Source organism: Aerococcus sp. HMSC062A02, from assembly GCF_001809535.1.
Lineage (GTDB): Bacteria > Bacillota > Bacilli > Lactobacillales > Aerococcaceae > Aerococcus.
The window spans coordinates 1-15,480 of the sequence record NZ_KV797917.1 but is presented as its reverse complement, the minus strand read 5'-3'; the positions used below and the strand labels follow the sequence as shown (position 1 = coordinate 15,480).

11 protein-coding genes, 1 tRNA gene and 1 pseudogene are annotated in these 15,480 nt (G+C 46.0%); 4 read left to right on the top strand and 9 right to left on the bottom strand.

Annotation, left to right across the window (positions count from 1 at the left end; genetic code table 11):
- Window positions 1-125: 125 nt before the first annotated feature.
- The 5 genes and pseudogenes from HMPREF2626_RS03165 to HMPREF2626_RS03145 all read right to left on the bottom strand — a co-directional run bounded on the left by HMPREF2626_RS03165 (window position 126) and on the right by HMPREF2626_RS03145 (window position 4,682).
- Complete coding sequence (locus HMPREF2626_RS03165) at window positions 126-512, bottom strand: lactoylglutathione lyase (protein ID WP_067971571.1); 387 nt, start codon at window positions 510-512, stop codon at window positions 126-128.
- Between the two features lie 543 nt (window positions 513-1,055).
- Window positions 1,056-1,140 (bottom strand) — tRNA-Leu (locus HMPREF2626_RS03160).
- Window positions 1,141-1,206: 66 nt separating this feature from the next.
- A complete protein-coding gene (locus HMPREF2626_RS03155) occupies window positions 1,207-2,007 on the bottom strand; it encodes a hypothetical protein (RefSeq protein ID WP_070617313.1) in 801 nt (266 codons plus the stop codon).
- A gap of 48 nt (window positions 2,008-2,055) precedes the next feature.
- Window positions 2,056-2,500 (bottom strand): annotated as a pseudogene (locus tag HMPREF2626_RS03150) (SprT family protein).
- A 34-nt stretch (window positions 2,501-2,534) separates the two neighbouring features.
- Window positions 2,535-4,682 (bottom strand): Tex family protein, encoded by a 2,148-nt coding sequence (locus HMPREF2626_RS03145; protein ID WP_070617311.1) that lies wholly within the window; start codon window positions 4,680-4,682, stop codon window positions 2,535-2,537.
- A 748-nt stretch (window positions 4,683-5,430) separates the two neighbouring features.
- Between HMPREF2626_RS03145 and HMPREF2626_RS03135 the strand changes: the two genes are divergently transcribed.
- A complete protein-coding gene (locus HMPREF2626_RS03135; protein ID WP_070617389.1) occupies window positions 5,431-8,100 on the top strand; it encodes a cation-translocating P-type ATPase in 2,670 nt (889 codons plus the stop codon).
- Between the two features lie 89 nt (window positions 8,101-8,189).
- Here HMPREF2626_RS03135 and HMPREF2626_RS03130 read toward each other — a convergent pair whose 3' ends face one another.
- Window positions 8,190-8,873, bottom strand: coding sequence for a hypothetical protein (locus tag HMPREF2626_RS03130; RefSeq protein ID WP_070617307.1), 684 nt, complete (start codon window positions 8,871-8,873; stop codon window positions 8,190-8,192).
- Between the two features lie 180 nt (window positions 8,874-9,053).
- Here HMPREF2626_RS03130 and HMPREF2626_RS03125 point away from each other — a divergent pair, with 180 nt between their 5' ends.
- Window positions 9,054-10,250, top strand: a complete 1,197-nt coding sequence (locus HMPREF2626_RS03125; protein ID WP_070617305.1) for an O-antigen ligase family protein — start codon at window positions 9,054-9,056, stop codon at window positions 10,248-10,250.
- 86 nt (window positions 10,251-10,336) lie between these two features.
- Here the strand turns inward: HMPREF2626_RS03125 and argS are convergent, their stop codons facing one another.
- Together argS and HMPREF2626_RS03115 are read right to left on the bottom strand one after the other, a co-directional pair.
- Complete coding sequence (gene argS / locus HMPREF2626_RS03120; RefSeq protein WP_070617303.1) at window positions 10,337-12,028, bottom strand: arginine--tRNA ligase; 1,692 nt, start codon at window positions 12,026-12,028, stop codon at window positions 10,337-10,339.
- 88 nt (window positions 12,029-12,116) lie between these two features.
- A complete protein-coding gene (locus tag HMPREF2626_RS03115) occupies window positions 12,117-14,015 on the bottom strand; it encodes a M13 family metallopeptidase (protein ID WP_070617301.1) in 1,899 nt (632 codons plus the stop codon).
- 238 nt (window positions 14,016-14,253) lie between these two features.
- Here HMPREF2626_RS03115 and HMPREF2626_RS03110 point away from each other — a divergent pair, with 238 nt between their 5' ends.
- On the top strand, window positions 14,254-14,541 hold the full coding sequence (locus HMPREF2626_RS03110) for a hypothetical protein (protein ID WP_070486541.1): 288 nt from the start codon (window positions 14,254-14,256) through the stop codon (window positions 14,539-14,541).
- A 39-nt stretch (window positions 14,542-14,580) separates the two neighbouring features.
- On the opposite strand, the gene HMPREF2626_RS03105 is transcribed toward HMPREF2626_RS03110, so the two are convergent.
- The gene (locus HMPREF2626_RS03105; RefSeq protein WP_070617299.1) at window positions 14,581-14,781 is read right to left on the bottom strand and encodes a helix-turn-helix domain-containing protein; all 201 of its coding nucleotides are present in this window, start codon (window positions 14,779-14,781) and stop codon (window positions 14,581-14,583) included.
- Between the two features lie 180 nt (window positions 14,782-14,961).
- On the opposite strand from HMPREF2626_RS03105, the gene HMPREF2626_RS03100 reads away from it, so the two are divergent.
- The gene (locus HMPREF2626_RS03100; RefSeq protein ID WP_070617297.1) at window positions 14,962-15,267 is read left to right on the top strand and encodes a helix-turn-helix transcriptional regulator; all 306 of its coding nucleotides are present in this window, start codon (window positions 14,962-14,964) and stop codon (window positions 15,265-15,267) included.
- Window positions 15,268-15,480: the final 213 nt, after the last annotated feature.

Here is a 15,480-nt window from a genome sequence, read left to right as displayed (position 1 = left end):
TATCCGAGCACCTACTTCCTGTAGTGTTGCTAAGCAACGTGTGCTCTCTATATTCTCAATACACAGTTAAGTGTACTCAGCTCATCGCGAGATAAGTATAGCACAGTTTCCACTAAAAAGGCAAGTTATTTCCAAGCCTCTTCGTCAATAACTTCAATCTTGTAGCCATCTGGGTCAGTCACAAAGTAGTAGAATGGCTCTGTCCCAGGTAAGCCGACATAGTCTGTTACAGGATAACCCGCTTCCTTATGAGCTTGGTGGAGTCCTTCGGCATCTGCGGTTACAATCGCAATATGCCCATAACCATTCCCTAAATCATAGGCTTCATGGTCATAGTTATAAGTTAACTCTAATTTATAGTCTTGGCCTGGTAAAGAAAGATAGCAAAGCGTAAATTCATTATCTGGGAAATCCCGACGCTCCACCTCTTCAAAACCAAAGGCATCTTGGTAAAACGTAATGGACGCTTCTAAATTTTTAACGCGTACACATGTATGATCCACTACTGGCATTCAATCATCACCTTTCCTTATGTCTATTCTACCTAACTTTCATCCTTTTTTAAAGAAATATGATAAAAAAATGATAAGTTTATCAAAGAAATTCTTTAAAGCACATAGCCCAGCACACTGATAGCTTTCTCTTTTTCAGAATGAAAAACTTATCCTAGCAAGCTTTCTTCCCTAAAAACCGACTCAAAACTTTTCTCAAAGTAAACAATAGCAGCCACAAACTGGCTAAGATCAGATTCCTTGTTAACATCATCAGGCCCAGACAGCCAGCCCCTCCTTTCATGACAGGTCATAAGTTCATTCTATCATGAAGTGAGGATATTTGCCTGCTTGATTGTTAAAAAGGCCCTCCTTTGTGGCAAGCATTTCGGGCAAGCGCAAACGATTTCGGGTGCAAAATGCATGCAAAAATATTTTTAATTCTTTGCACTTCTCCTGAAAGCTCAAATTTTTTTAAAAATAGAAAAAGGCTAGAAAGCATTACTTCTACAATACTTTCTAGCCTTTTCTCACATTCAGTAAGCTTCTTGAGCTTTTTATGAATGCGGGTAACAGGACTTGAACCTGCACGGGAGTTACTCCCACTACCCCCTCAAGGTAGCGCGTCTGCCTATTCCGCCATACCCGCGTTGCTTAACACAAGATATATCTTACCGCATATCGGTTAAGCTGTCAACCGTTTTTCCTAATTTTTTTAGAAAATAATGTTCACTAAGAAAATATTAAGCAAGACAAAGCAAGCAATAGCGATTAATGCTGCATAGTAGCGGTTGATCCAGGATACCCGCGACTCATAGAGGTAATAGAGGAGCGGGATCGAAATCAGGAAGACGATGAACTCCAAGAGCATTAAGAAGAGAACCAGGATGGAGAAGAGCAAGGGCGCGATTAAACTACAGAGCATGGCCAAAATGGCAAGGACCACGGTCAGACTATTCATGCCCATAAAGCGCGTCAACCATTCCAAGTTGCTCTGGTCCAGCTTAAAAATCAAGCGCATGGTGGCCTGACTAATCGCGGCGATTAACCAGAACATCACAAAGAAGTACACCAAGGCCTGGATAAAGAACAACCAAGGATTAAAGTAATAATCAATGTTGGGTAAGATCGAGATGCTGGATAGCCAGGCATAATTAGAGAAAGCAAAATTCGCCATGGCTGTTAGGGTCACCGTATTGGTCAGGGTGAGGATCACCAGCATAGCCACCCCATAGTAGGAATTGATATAACTAGGATTTTGGATATTCTTAATCGGATTCTTCAAAAAGGCCAAGAAGCAACGGGAGAAGTCTTTGGCATAGGCGGTCCACTTCTCCTGGTCAGCCCGTCTTTTCCGGCTCATTTTTTTGGCCTTCTTATCTGTTTCTTCTTCAGTCTTACTGTCCGCTTCTTGCAGGTAGAAATCTTGCTCAGTCTGGATAACCTGTCCACACTTAGGACAAACTAGGTCATCCTCTGCAAGCTGGCAGTCACAATTTTGACATCTTTTAATCACGGCAGACTCCTTTCATTTTAATGTAAGGGTGTGAGAAAAGGCTAGCCCTTAACTGTCACCAAGGCCATCTTCAGGCCCCTCGACTTGTACTAAGACCCCTAAGCAGTCGCCACACATGGCGCGAGGGTTGATGCGGCGCTCGCGCTCATAAAGTTCATGGCAGCATTGACAGCGGTAGTAATAGAGCTTTCGCTCGGAGGGATCAAGCAAGTCGGGCACATAGTCAATCCCCCCCAACTGCTTCTAAAAGCTCCTTGAATTGCGAGTTGCCATGCCGGTAACCACTTCCTTGTCGGTAAAGGTGGTAGTGGCAAAGCTCATGGCGGATCACTTTAACGAGCAGGTCTTGGTCATAACGGTCAAGAATTCTAGGATTAAAATCTAACTTACAGGACGGGGAATGGAAGCGCCCGCCGGTTGTCCGCAAGCGCCGGTTCCATACCGCCTGGTGGCAAAAAGGGCGTCCGAAGTCTTCAAGAGACACCTTCTCCACTAGAGCCTGTAAGGCAGCATCTGAATAAGTCTTTTTAGTTTTCAATCATCGTCAGTCCAATCCGGCCTGTTTGGGTATCCACCGATTCCACCCAAACATTGACAATTTCACCCACAGCCACGACATCACTTGGGTGTTTCACAAATTTCTTGCTGAGCTTGGAGATATGGACCAGGCCGTCCTGCTTGACCCCAACGTCGACAAAGGCCCCAAAATCGACCACATTGCGGACGGTTCCTTGTAAGGCCATGCCTTCTTTGAGGTCACTCAGTTTCAAGACATCTGAGCGCAAGATTGGCGCATCCAAGTCATCCCGCGGGTCGCGACCAGGTGCCAGGAGGGAATCTTGGATGTCCGTGAGGCTCTCTTCCCCTATCTGGTAATCAGCCGCAAGACGTGAAATATTCCAGTGTTTAATCTGCTGGCGGACAGCATCTTCATGGATGTCGGCCAGGTCAATGCCCTGGTCAGCTAGAATTTTATTAGTGAGTTTGTAACTTTCCGGGTGGATAGCCGTCGCATCGAGGACTTCTTCCCCGTTGAGGATACGCAAGAAGCCGGCACATTGTTCGAAGGCTTTAGGACCTAAGCGGGAAACATCCTTGAGTTCTTTACGGTTCTTAAAGAGCCCATTGTCATTGCGATAGGCCACAATATTCTTGGCCACCGACTTGTTGACGCCTGACACATGGACCAGCAAGGAAGGACTCGCCGTATTCAAGTTCACCCCTACCCGGTTCACCACGGTTTCGACGGTAAAGTCAAGAGAGTCGGAGAGTTCTTTTTGGGAGACGTCGTGTTGGTATTGGCCGACCCCAATGGATTTCGGGTCAATCTTCACCAATTCTGCCAGCGGGTCTTGGAGGCGGCGAGCAATGCTGACGGCAGACCGTTCTTCGACATTAAAGTCTGGGAACTCCGCCCGGGCCACTTTACTGGCGGAATAGACCGAAGCCCCGCTCTCATTAACAATCATATATTTGAGATTTGGGAAACGATTTTGGATTTGGTCGGCCACGAATTGCTCCGATTCTCGACTCGCAGTCCCATTCCCAATGGCCACCATTTCTACCCCATATTTTTCAACCAGTTGGCCGAAAATTTTAGCAGCTTCTTCGACTTTATTGACTGGGTGGGTTGGATAGATAATTGCCTTATCGAGGAATTTCCCCGTTTCATCCACGACTGCTAACTTACAGCCGGTCCGGAAGGCGGGATCGAGGCCTAAAACAACCCGGCCCTTGAGCGGAGCCTGCATGAGCAAGTGGTAGAGGTTATCAGAGAAGGTTTCAATGGCGTGGGCTTCAGCCTCCTCGGTCAATTCGGAGCGGATTTCCCTTTCCACTGCCGGCAGGAGGAAGCGCTGCATGGCGTCCTGGATCGCTGCCTGGAGCTCCTTCAAGCTGACAGGGTGCCCATCGATCACCTGGTTAACTAAGTACTCTAAGACTGGAAATTCATCAAACTCAAAGTTCAAGCGCAGGATTTTTTCTTTCTCGCCGCGGTTCAAGGCCAGAACTTGGTAGGGTTTGAGCTTACCGAGAGCTTGGGAGAAGTCATAGTAGACCTTGTAGACCTGCTTATTATCTTCCGCTCCCTTGGCCTTCTCACTCACTAGGCGCCCCTCTTCTTTGACATAGCGGCGCAGCCATTGCCGGTAGCGAGCCGTTTCGCTGATCCATTCACAGAGGATTTCATGGGCTCCAGCTAAGGCTTCTTCTAGACTAGGGACTTCTTCAGTGACATACTTGGCCGCTTCCTCTTTAGGATCTCCCGTTTTAGGACTGGCATAGAGCCATTCAGCCAAGCCTTCCAAGCCCTGGTCTTTGGCAATCGTTGCCTTGGTCCGGCGCTTGGGTTTGTAGGGTTCATAGAGGTCTTCTAATTCTTGGAGCTTATCTGCCTTTAGGATTTCTTTTTTTAGCTTGGGTTCCAGCTTACCTGCAGCTTCAATGGTGTCGAGAATCGTTTCCCGGCGTTTCTCCAGATTTTCAATATAATCATAAGTTTTTTGGATCTTACGAATTTCCACTTCATCGAGGGATCCCGTCTGTTCCTTCCGGTAGCGGGCGATAAAAGGAACCGTATTGCCCTCCTCCAACAAGCTGAGGACACTTTGGATTTGTTTCTTCGAATAAGTCGGCATCTCTTGATGCACTAACTTCAAATAATCTTCATTCATGAATATTTGACACCTAACTTCCTTTAAAAATTCCCTTATAATTTTTTATTATAACACGCGAAATATAAGTAAATCTAATTTTACTTGCACGCTATTAATGCAATGCTTTTATTCTCTATCCTACTGATTCTAGATATAGTAAAATTGATAGATATTTTATCGAGTTACATTCTTATTATAAAAATTTTGAAGCTTTGTCAACTTAGCTAGCGTTAGATTATCAATTCTCTTTCTATTTCGTGCATTATTAAGAGAAGAACGTGATGGTATTTCGCACTCTACACAAATCTCATAAATTGAAAAATCACTATCGAATAAAAGATATTCAATTTCTTTAGTATTAATTATCATACTGCTTACCTTCCTAAATAAAGACAGGGCTTACGCCCCGTCTAATTCAACCTTCTCTATGCTGCTCCATTATAGCATTCTTCTCTCGCTTGCACACCTTAAAATAATTAACAAGAATTCGAGTTATAAATTGCATTTTCGTCTTTTATCCTCTATACTAACTATACATATTAGTGTACAAATCATAAGGGAGTAACCTGCAGCATGTCTGCGGTAATATCAACAGGCGCAGTCAATTGTATTGCTGGTATTACCTTAATTTGGTGAGACTTATGCTACTGGGGGACGACAGTAGTATGAGTCTTTTTTTACACTATTATATAATAAACTGCTCAGTTGAGCGAAGAAGGAGTGTTTATAATTGGACCAACAAGAGTCAGGGAAGAAGTATTTCACCATGGATGTTCCTGCCGTTGAAGATGAATTCCAAACGTCAACGACAGGCTTGACCAATGCCCAAGCCAAAGAACGCCTGGACCAATACGGCCCCAACGAGATCCAAGAAGGTGAAAGTAAGTCTACTTTCCAAAAGTTTATTGATCAGTTCAAGGACCTCATGATCATTATCCTGCTTATTGCAGCTGTGCTTTCCGTTGTCCTGGAAGGCTATGAGGGGATGGTCGACGCGATCATTATTCTTGCCGTTGTTATTATTAATGCCATTCTTGGGGTTATCCAAGAGAACAAGGCTGAAGACGCCATTAATTCATTGAAAGAAATGTCTTCGCCCCAAGCCAATGTCCGCCGTGACGGTGAGATTCGTGCCATTGATTCACGCGAAATTGTGCCTGGCGACGTTGTTTTACTAGAAGCTGGGAATGTTGTGCCAGCCGATATGCGCTTGATCGAAAGCAATTCTTTGCAGATTGAAGAAGCGGCCCTTACCGGGGAATCTGTACCTGTTACCAAGAACTTAGAATTGGCGGACGACACAGCAGCTATCGGGGACCGTAAAAATATGGCCTTCTCCTCCACTAACGTCACTTATGGACGCGGTGCCGGGATCGTTACTGGGACTGGAATGAATACAGAAGTCGGCCATATCGCGACCATGCTGGATAATGCCGAAACTAAGAAGACGCCACTCCAGGAAGACCAAGATAAGTTGTCTAAATTCCTTACCGTGGCAATCATTGTTATCGCTGTTATTATCTTTGTGGTTGGTTTAGTTCAAGGCCGCTACTGGGTCGATATGCTCTTAACCGCGATTTCAATCGCCGTTGCTGCCCTTCCTGAAGGGCTGCCAGCCATCTCAACCATTATCCTCGCCCTGGGGACACAAAAGATGGCCGACCGCAATGCCCTTGTGCGTAAGTTGCCAGCTGTTGAAACCCTGGGTGGAACTGAAGTGATTTGTTCCGATAAGACAGGTACCCTGACCCAAAATAAGATGACCATCGAAAAGGTCTACTACAATGGCCAAATCCATGATGCTAGTGAAGACATTGACTTCGAAGAACCTGTCTTCAAGATCATGAATATGGCGAATGACACCACGGTTTCATCCGACAAGAGCCTGGCTGGGGACCCAACCGAGACCGCCATGGTTCAATTCGGGATCGACAAGGGTTTCAAACTCGATGAAGCTCTCCAAGCCCAACCTCGGATTGGTGAAATTCCTTTCGATTCTGAACGTAAGATGTCAACCACTGTTCATCCAAGCTCAGACAAGGCTCAAGGTCAATTCGTTGTGATGACGAAGGGTGCGCCTGACGTTATTATTGACAACTGTGACTATTACTATGAAAATGGTCAGATCCATGAAATGACCGAAGCCTACCGTGACAAACTCTTAACAGCTAACCACGATATGGCTGTTGAAGCCCTGCGTGTCCTCGCTATGGCTTTCAAGTATATCGATGAAGAAGCTGACGAGTATACCAGTGAAGAACATGAACGTCATTTGGTATATGCTGGTATGGTCGGTGAAATCGACCCTGAACGTCCAGAAGCTAAGGACGCGATCGCTACCGCTAAGGCAGCTGGTATCCGGACTGTTATGATCACGGGTGACCACCAAACAACAGCTGCTGCCATTGCAGAACGTTTAGGTATCATTACCGAAGAACATGATGAATCTGCGGTAACCACTGGGGCTTACCTCGATACCATCGACGATCAGCAATTAGAACAAGAAGTCGAACAATACTCTGTTTATGCTCGGGTTGCCCCTGAACATAAGGTAAGAATTGTTCGTGCTTGGCAATCCAAGACCCACAACAAGGTTGTTGCTATGACCGGTGACGGGGTCAACGATGCACCATCCCTCAAACAAGCCGACATCGGGATTGGTATGGGGATCACTGGTACAGAAGTTTCCAAGGGTGCTTCCGACATGGTGCTGGCTGACGACAACTTCGCCACCATTGTCCATGCGGTCGAAGAAGGACGTAAAGTCTTCGCTAATATCCAAAAAGCGGTTCAATACCTCTTATCAGCTAACCTAGGTGAAGTCATGACCCTCTTCATTGCCACCTTTGCCAACTGGACGATCTTAGAACCTATCCATATTCTCTGGATTAACCTGGTTACCGATACCTTCCCAGCCATCGCCCTAGGTCTAGAAGAAGCGGAACCTGACGTGATGGAACACACCCCACGCGGTCGCCGGACCAACCTCTTATCTGGTGGGGTCTTGGAAGGCATTATCTACCAAGGGATTTATGAAGGTGGGATTACCCTCTTCGTTTACTGGTATGCCATTAACCGGATGCAGGTCGAACACGTTGACGCGGAAGCCATGGCCTTCTTAACCCTGGCCTTTATCCAATTGGCCCACGCCTTCAACTGTAAGTCCGTATACCGGTCACTCTTCTCAAGTAATCCATTTAACAACAAGGCCTTCAACTTGGCCATCCTAGTTTCTGCTGCCATGCTGATCATTACCGTCTTTGTTCCAGGCTTAAACGATGCCTTCGGTACCATCCACTTGGTTAATGATCCAAATGCCGGTCAAATGTGGACAGTTATCATTGTTGCTGCCCTGTCTATCATCCCTTACGTAGAGATTATCAAATTCTTCCTACGTCAATCCGGCTATGCAGCCAAATCAGAAGATCACAAATAAGAAGCCAAGTCTCTTAACTCGGCTTAAGTAAAAAACAGAGCCTCCTGTCCAAAAGACGGGAAGCTCTGTTTTTGTGTTGTCGAAAAAAATTAAATAAAAAGATCCAAAATATCGCTTAGAGACTTTCCAAAAATGGTCTTCCCTTCCTCTGCTTCGGCCTGCTCAAGGGCCTCTTGGCGGTAGCCATTGCTATGGAAGCGGATAGTTTCATCTTTATGACTTCTCTCTTCTTTCGCAGACTGGTCATCTGCTGTCTCTGGCAGCTTTTCTAAATAAGCGTAGGAGAAACAATACTTAGCTGGGAGGACGGCTTGGGACTGACCGTGGTTGTCGTAGCAGCGAAATTCCAAGTCCCCCTGGTCATTATAGCGATAGGCGTAGGCCAGAAGCCAGTGATTACCATAGGGAGACCCTAGGAGACCTGCTGTTCCCACGACAAAGGGCCCGTAGCCTGCAGCCATTAAGTCAGGGACTTTAACTTCTGAAAAGAGACCGACCTTGACCCGGTAGCCTTGGGGTCCCAAGAGACTGTCTAAGCCCGAATAAATGTTCCAAATAAAGGTACCCTTGTGTAAGTGCTTGTCATCGACTAACTCTTGGCTGGCCCCGAGTAAGCGGCCCGGGTCCAAGGCCCGTCCTGTATCAGCCAGAACACGGTCATGGACTAAGGCAGCAGTGACATAGGACCCACAAATTCCAGGCTCCTCGCGGTTAATCCAACTTCTATATTTTGCAAAGCGGTCTGCTGGCAGACCCTGCCATTGTTCAACCATTCATTTCCCTCCATATCGCGAATATCATATCCCTATTCTACCATTCTTACTTGCCTTTGTCAGAGGATGAGGATCGGCCGAGCAAAGCTGGTCTTGATTTTAGAAATTCTTTGTACTTCTCTAGCTATAACGTGGTATCATAGTAACTAATGATAAGTTATAAAGGAGGAGGTGATTCGCATGAAGACCCTCTCAAGCGATCGTTTACCCTGGGACCTGCAAGCCTTGCTCTTGATGATCTTATTAATTAGCAACTTCTTCCCCTTCTATATTACGGTCACCGTGATGACGGTTATTTTTATTATTTTAGGGGGCTGCGGGCTTTTCCGCCCCAGCTTTACGGATAATAGTGGGGTCATGGCAGCCTTTTGGATATTTATCGCTTACAATATTAGCATTTCCCTCGTCTATCAAAACTGGTTGGGTGTCCTCATATCTTTTGGCTTTGCTATCTACTTAATTTTTTTCAAGTATTATTTTGATGCCATCAAGCCTTATTTTGTGGAAGACTTGATCAATGTCAGCCTTATCGCCAGTTTTATTCTTTTTATTTTTGCCCTGCTCGAGCACTTTCAGTTCATCCAGGAATGGGACTACACCTTTATTTCCGAAGCTATGGGCAAGCAGCATGCGGACCGGGTCGAAGCGACTTTTTTTAATCCGAATTACTATGCTATGATGCTTGAATTCTTCATCATTATTGGCCTCTACAAGTTGACGCGAACCAAGAAATTGCGAAAGAAATTAGCCTTCGCCTTCATTACCCTCTGTAATCTGTCCGCTATATTCTTTACTGGAGCTAGGACCAGCTTTATGGTGGTTGTCGGATCAATCGTCGTCTTCTACTATGTTTACGGCTACCACAAACAGGCCTTGGTCAGCTTAGGGCTGATGGTGCTTGGCGTTCTTGGTTTAATGGTGACCGACCTCTTCCCCCGCATGGACTCCCTATCTTGGGCCTTGGGGGACCGGATCCATATCTGGCAGACAGCCTTGCGAGCGCTCCGCCATAACTATCTCTTTGGCCAGGGCCCCTTGACCTACTTGCAGGTCTGGAACGAGTACCCTGGGGGAAAATCAACCATCCATTCCCACAGCATCTACCTGGATCCCCTGCTCAGCTATGGGATAGTCGGCTGCAGCATCCTCTTTCTCCCTTTCTACCGCTTTGCTAGCTTGATTAATACCATGAGAAAGCATCCTGCTCTCCGTCTTCGTTTGGCCCTGATCTGCTCCTTTATTTCCATTGTCCTCCTCCACGGTCTCCTAGACCTGACGATCTTTTGGATCCAGACCAGCTTCCTCTTCCTTATCATCGTCCTACCGATTAAAAATATGATCCAAGAAGCCGAAGCCGGACTCTATCCCGAAAAATAAAAAGAAGCCTTGACCCTTTCAGTCCAACTGATTGGTCAAGGCTTCTTTTAATATGATAATTGATTGCTCAAGTTTTTAGCCCTTCCCTACATTTCATGTGGTGCAGCGACACCGAGCAGGTTCAAAGCTGCTTCTAGAACAATTGTCGTTGCTTTAACGAGGGCTAAACGTGACTCTAAGCCTTCATCCTCTTCAAGGATACGGTTGTGAGCATAGTAGCGGTTAAAGTTCTGAGCGAGGTTGATCGCATACTTAGCAATCACGCTTGGCTCATAGTGGCGGTAGGCCTTTTCAATGGTTTCTGGGAAGTCATTCAAGGCCTTAACAATAGTATAGGCTTCTGAATCTTCTAAGGTATAGTCAGCCGCCAGGTCAAGGTCGCGACCTGATTTGCGCAGGATGGAATGCGCCCGAGCATTGGCGTATTGGACATAGGGCCCAGTCTCCCCTTCAAACTGGACAATTTCACTGAGTTTGAAGTCAAAGTTATTCATCCGGTCATTCTTCAGGTCGTGGAAGATGACAGCTCCGACCCCAACTTGGTGGGCGACCTGGTCTTTATTGGCTAAATCTGGGTTCTTTTCTTCGATTTGTGCTTCAGCCAGGCGGATAGCTTCATTGAGAACCTCTTCGAGAAGGACCACCTTACCTTTACGGGTAGATAGCTTCTTCCCATCCTTGGTCACCAGACCGAACGGAATATGGTGGATGTCATCGTACCAGTCGTAACCCATTTCTTTGAGGACCGCCTTCAATTGCTTGAAGTGGATACTCTGCTCATTGCCCACCACATAGAGGGACTGAGCAAAGTCATAGTGGTCCTTACGATAGAGGGCAGCGGCCAGGTCGCGGGTCATATAAAGGGTCGCTCCATCTGACTTTTTGACTAAGGCAGGAATCAAATCATACTTGTCTAAGTCAACAATCGTCGCCCCATTATCGACCTTGAGCAGGTCCTTTTCTTCCAGGAGCTCGATCACTCGGTCCATCTTGTCATTGTAGAAGGCTTCACCCTTGTCAGAATCGAATTCAATGCCTAACATCGCATAGATGCGGTTGAATTCTTTGAGGGACTCGCTTCTAAACCAACGCCAGAGGGTCAATTCTTCTTCCGAACCTTCTTCCAAGGCCTTAAAAGCTTGGCGGCCCTTGTCGTTTAAGCTCTCATCTTCCTCGGCTTCTTCGTGGAACTTCACGTAGAGGCGTAAGAGTTCCTGGATCGGATTCGCCCGGACCTCTTCTTCCGTTCCCCATAAGCGATAGGCCACAATTAATTTCCCGAACTGTGTCCCCCAGTCACCCAGGTGGTTGATCCGAATGGGGTTAAAGCCGACCTTGGCCAAAATATTCCCAATCGCATTCCCAATCACCGTAGAACGCAGGTGGCCCATGGACATAGGTTTTGCAATATTCGGGCTGGACATATCGATGGTGACATTGCCCCCATGGCCTAAGTCCTGTTGGCCGTAATCTGAACCCTGGCTGAGAATTTCTTTTAAGACTTGCTTAGACACTTGGTCCGGCTTGAGGAAGAAATTCAAGTAAGGGCCCACTGCTTCAACCTTGTCTAAAGCAGGGTCATTTATCTCAGCAGCGAGTTCTTGAGCAATGGCTTGGGGTGCCTTGCGCAAGGCCTTGGCTAAGAGGAAGCAGGGAAAGGCAATATCGCCGTGGTCACTATGCTTAGGAGTTTCGAGGGCAGCTTCAATCTGATCCACATCCAAGTGGTCAGAAACTGACTCATAAATCACTTCGGCAACATGATGTTTTAAATCCATAACACAACTCCTTGTCTTTTTGGGTGCGGATTTGAGCACCTCTTTCATCTTAACTATTTTAGCATAGAATCTTCTATACTTATAGCACCTACCAAATCACCACACGATTTTCTTTGGCTAGGTACATGGGATCGCCCTCCTGGATGCCAAAGCAAGTATGGAAGGCATCGATATTCTTGACTTGAACATTAGCTCTCAGTGGACTTGGGGCATGGACGTCCATATTGAGCAGCAATTGCTTGTATTGGTCCCGAGCTTTTTGGCACCAGATCCTTGCCCAATTAATGAAGAAAGCTTCTAGGTCATAATCTTCCTCGTGCTGGCAGGCCTCAAGAGCCGCTTGGAGACCGCCGGCATCGGCAATATTTTCAGAAACCGTCATCCGTCCATTCACTTGGCCCCCAGCAAAAGGCAGGCCGTCAAATTGGTCGACCATCTCTTCTGCTTTAGCAGAAAAGACCTCATAATCTTTTGCTTGCCACCAATTGGTCATATTCCCCTTCTCATCGAACTGGGCCCCATTGTTGTCGAAGGCGTGGGAAATTTCATGAGCAATCACGGCTCCAATCCCCCCGTAGTTCTGGCTCCGGCTCTGGTCAATGGCATAGAAAGGCGCCTGTAAGATGGCCGCAGGGAAACAGATATGGTTGAAACTTGGGTTATAGTAGGCATTGACCGTCGCTGGTGACATCCCCCATTCCGTCCGGTCAACCTTTTGGCCATAACGCCCCAAACGGTCAGCAATCTTTATCCGGCTGAAAGCTTGGAGGTTGCCGTAGAAGCTGAGCTCAGGGTCTACCTTGAATTTGCTGTAGATGTCAGGATAGGTATCCGGATAGCCGACCAAGATATCGATGGCGTCGAGCTTGACAATGGCCTTGTCAATGGTTTCTGGACTCAACCAATCGTTAGCTTCTAAGCGTTTCTTGTAAACTTCAATCATTTCCACAACCATCTGGCGGACATCTTCACGGGCTTGGGGGCCAAAGTGTTTCTTGCCGTAATAGAGCCCGATGACTTGGTCAAACATGGCTGTGCTAGCGTAGAAGGCTTGTTTCTCCTTAGATAGGGTCTCAGGATTACCGGACAGGGCCAGGCTATACTGGCTGCCGATCTGGCGCATTTCTTCACTGAGGCAATTCGACGCTGCATTGACCACTTGGACGAGGAGCCAAGCTTTCATTTGGTCGAAGGAATCGGCATTAACAAGCTCATCAAAATGCTCAAAGAAAACCGGCTGGGTCACAATCACCTGGTCCGGCACTTGACCTAAGAGGGCTTCAAAGTAAGCTTTAAAATCAAAGCTAGCCGAGTAAGCTTGCACCTGGTCCATCGACCGTGGGTTATAGAGCTTGGGATAGTCCGCTAATTCTTCATTGCTCTTCATATACTGGACCAAGGACCGGTCAAAGGCCAAGGCATGAGCGGTGACTTGTTCCGCTTGATCAATCCCACAATAGCTCAATAATTCCTCGGACTGCTTGGCATAGACAGCTAGTAAGCTTTGGCCCGCTTCGTTTCCTTCTTCATAATAGGTCGTGTCTGGCAAGACCAAGCCTGGGGTATCCAGGTAGAGGGTATAGTGGTCGGTATCCTTCATATCCGCTTCCACGCTGATCGCAAAGGGCAAGTCATTATTCTTAAGGGACCAGTCTTTTGCAAAGGCTTGCAGGTCAGCTAAGCTCTCCAAGGCTTTGACTTGGTCAATTTCTTCTTCTAAGGGCTGACTCCCTTGGGCTTCGCGCCCCTCGAAGTCGAGGGCCTTATTGTAATAGGCCACGAATTCTTCCAATTCTGGCTGGTCCAAGGCTAATTTGCCCTCGCGCATGGCTTGGGTTTCTTCTAATAAGAGGTCTTCCATCTGGTCTCTTAAACTGGTAAATCCGCCTGTAGCTGGCTTATCAGCAGGAATCTCCGCTTGGGCTAGCCAGTCTCCGTTAACTGCTAGGTAAAGGTCATCTTTAATCGAATCGTAATCGATAGTCATTATCGCTCTCCCTCTCCATATAGTCTGTACCCTCTATTTTAACATACGGTATCGGCCCCTGACCTTTTAAAGTTTACTAAAAAGTAGTTTTAACTCACTTTTGCCAGCTAGTAACAAGTGCCCATAATAAAATATTATCCACTCAAACTGTGAATTTATTTACAAAAACTTGTAAACGCATACATTTATAGGTACAATTAATAAAGGAAAGTCACTGTAGAGCTAGGAGGAAATTTACATGTCCAAAGAACTGATCACTTTCTTAGAGTACGAGTACCGGGTCCAGCCCGGCCAATATTTTCAATTTGATTATTCCTTTACTGAGGATTATTTAATCCGCAATGTCATTATTGACCAGGATGATGTCTTCACTAAATTGTTAACCATCTATCCGATTAACGAGACCCGAGACTTCGTCATGTACATGGAGCAGAACCAAGAAGGCTCACTCTACCGAACCAATTATCCCCTCAAATTAAAGGAAAATTCAGACGTCTATGAAGCCATCCTTCCCAACTTTAATTAAGCAAAAAGCAGCAAAGTATCTGCTAAACTTTGCTGCTTTTTATTTGATTTCTAATTGGTCCGGATGAATATTTAAAACCTCTGCTATTTTTAATACATTAGCATAAGAGGCATGGTAGAGATTCTTGGGGTCTTTCTCATAATTGGCAATGGTCCTGGTCGTAATGTGGACAGCCTGAGCCAATTGTTCCTGGGTCATTCCCCTACTCTTGCGCCAATCTCCTAAATATTTTCTTTTCATAGCAAGCCTCCTCATATGAATTATATAGTTAGGGTATATGTAAGTCAAATTTATACGCCTGGATTTCTAAAATAGCGAACTGTAATTCTAATAAATAGAAACGAAATTAATTTCATGAATTTAGTTTCATTATTTATATGAACATGCTATGATTAATATAAATACTAAGGAGGCTTGCCTATGTTGGCAGAAAATTTAAAATTTTTACGCGAAAAAAATAATTATTACCAAAAGGACATCGCCAAAAAGCTCAACCGTAAAACAAATTCAACAATTTCTGACTGGGAAAACGGTAAGTACGCCCCTTCCCTGGATGTCGTCGAAGAGCTAGCCGCCATATACCATGTCGGCATCGACGAACTCTTAAAAGAAGATTTGCGAGAAAAATACCAGAGTCCTAGCGACCAACTCATTGAAATTTATGAATCCCTAGATACCGATAAACAGGCTCAGCTGCTTCACTATGCTCAAGACCTAAAGGAATAAAAAAGAGAATCTACCCACTAGCAACTAGTGACGTGTAGATTCTCTTTTATTTTGTTCAATTTTACTAGGGCTGCAATAAGCCTTTCAGGATGGACTGCTAACTGGCTCCAGCGAACAAAAGCTAACCGCCAAGTCTCACACCCCCTTATAGTCGGGTTCATGCTGGCAGAAATAGGTCTTCTTCACAAAAGGGAACGTTCGGCTTGCAGCCGT

Bases quoted from the DNA above. Each gene is read 5' to 3' on its own strand.
- HMPREF2626_RS03165 (WP_067971571.1), bottom strand. From the start codon at position 512: ATGCCAGTAGTGGATCATACATGTGTACGCGTTAAAAATTTAGAAGCG.
- HMPREF2626_RS03145 (WP_070617311.1), bottom strand. From the start codon at position 4,682: ATGAATGAAGATTATTTGAAGTTAGTGCATCAAGAGATGCCGACTTAT.
- HMPREF2626_RS03135 (WP_070617389.1), top strand. From the start codon at position 5,431: ATGGATGTTCCTGCCGTTGAAGATGAATTCCAAACGTCAACGACAGGC.
- HMPREF2626_RS03130 (WP_070617307.1), bottom strand. From the start codon at position 8,873: ATGGTTGAACAATGGCAGGGTCTGCCAGCAGACCGCTTTGCAAAATAT.
- HMPREF2626_RS03125 (WP_070617305.1), top strand. From the start codon at position 9,054: ATGAAGACCCTCTCAAGCGATCGTTTACCCTGGGACCTGCAAGCCTTG.
- argS (WP_070617303.1), bottom strand. From the start codon at position 12,028: ATGGATTTAAAACATCATGTTGCCGAAGTGATTTATGAGTCAGTTTCT.
- HMPREF2626_RS03115 (WP_070617301.1), bottom strand. From the start codon at position 14,015: ATGACTATCGATTACGATTCGATTAAAGATGACCTTTACCTAGCAGTT.
- HMPREF2626_RS03110 (WP_070486541.1), top strand. From the start codon at position 14,254: ATGTCCAAAGAACTGATCACTTTCTTAGAGTACGAGTACCGGGTCCAG.
- HMPREF2626_RS03105 (WP_070617299.1), bottom strand. From the start codon at position 14,781: ATGAAAAGAAAATATTTAGGAGATTGGCGCAAGAGTAGGGGAATGACC.
- HMPREF2626_RS03100 (WP_070617297.1), top strand. From the start codon at position 14,962: ATGTTGGCAGAAAATTTAAAATTTTTACGCGAAAAAAATAATTATTAC.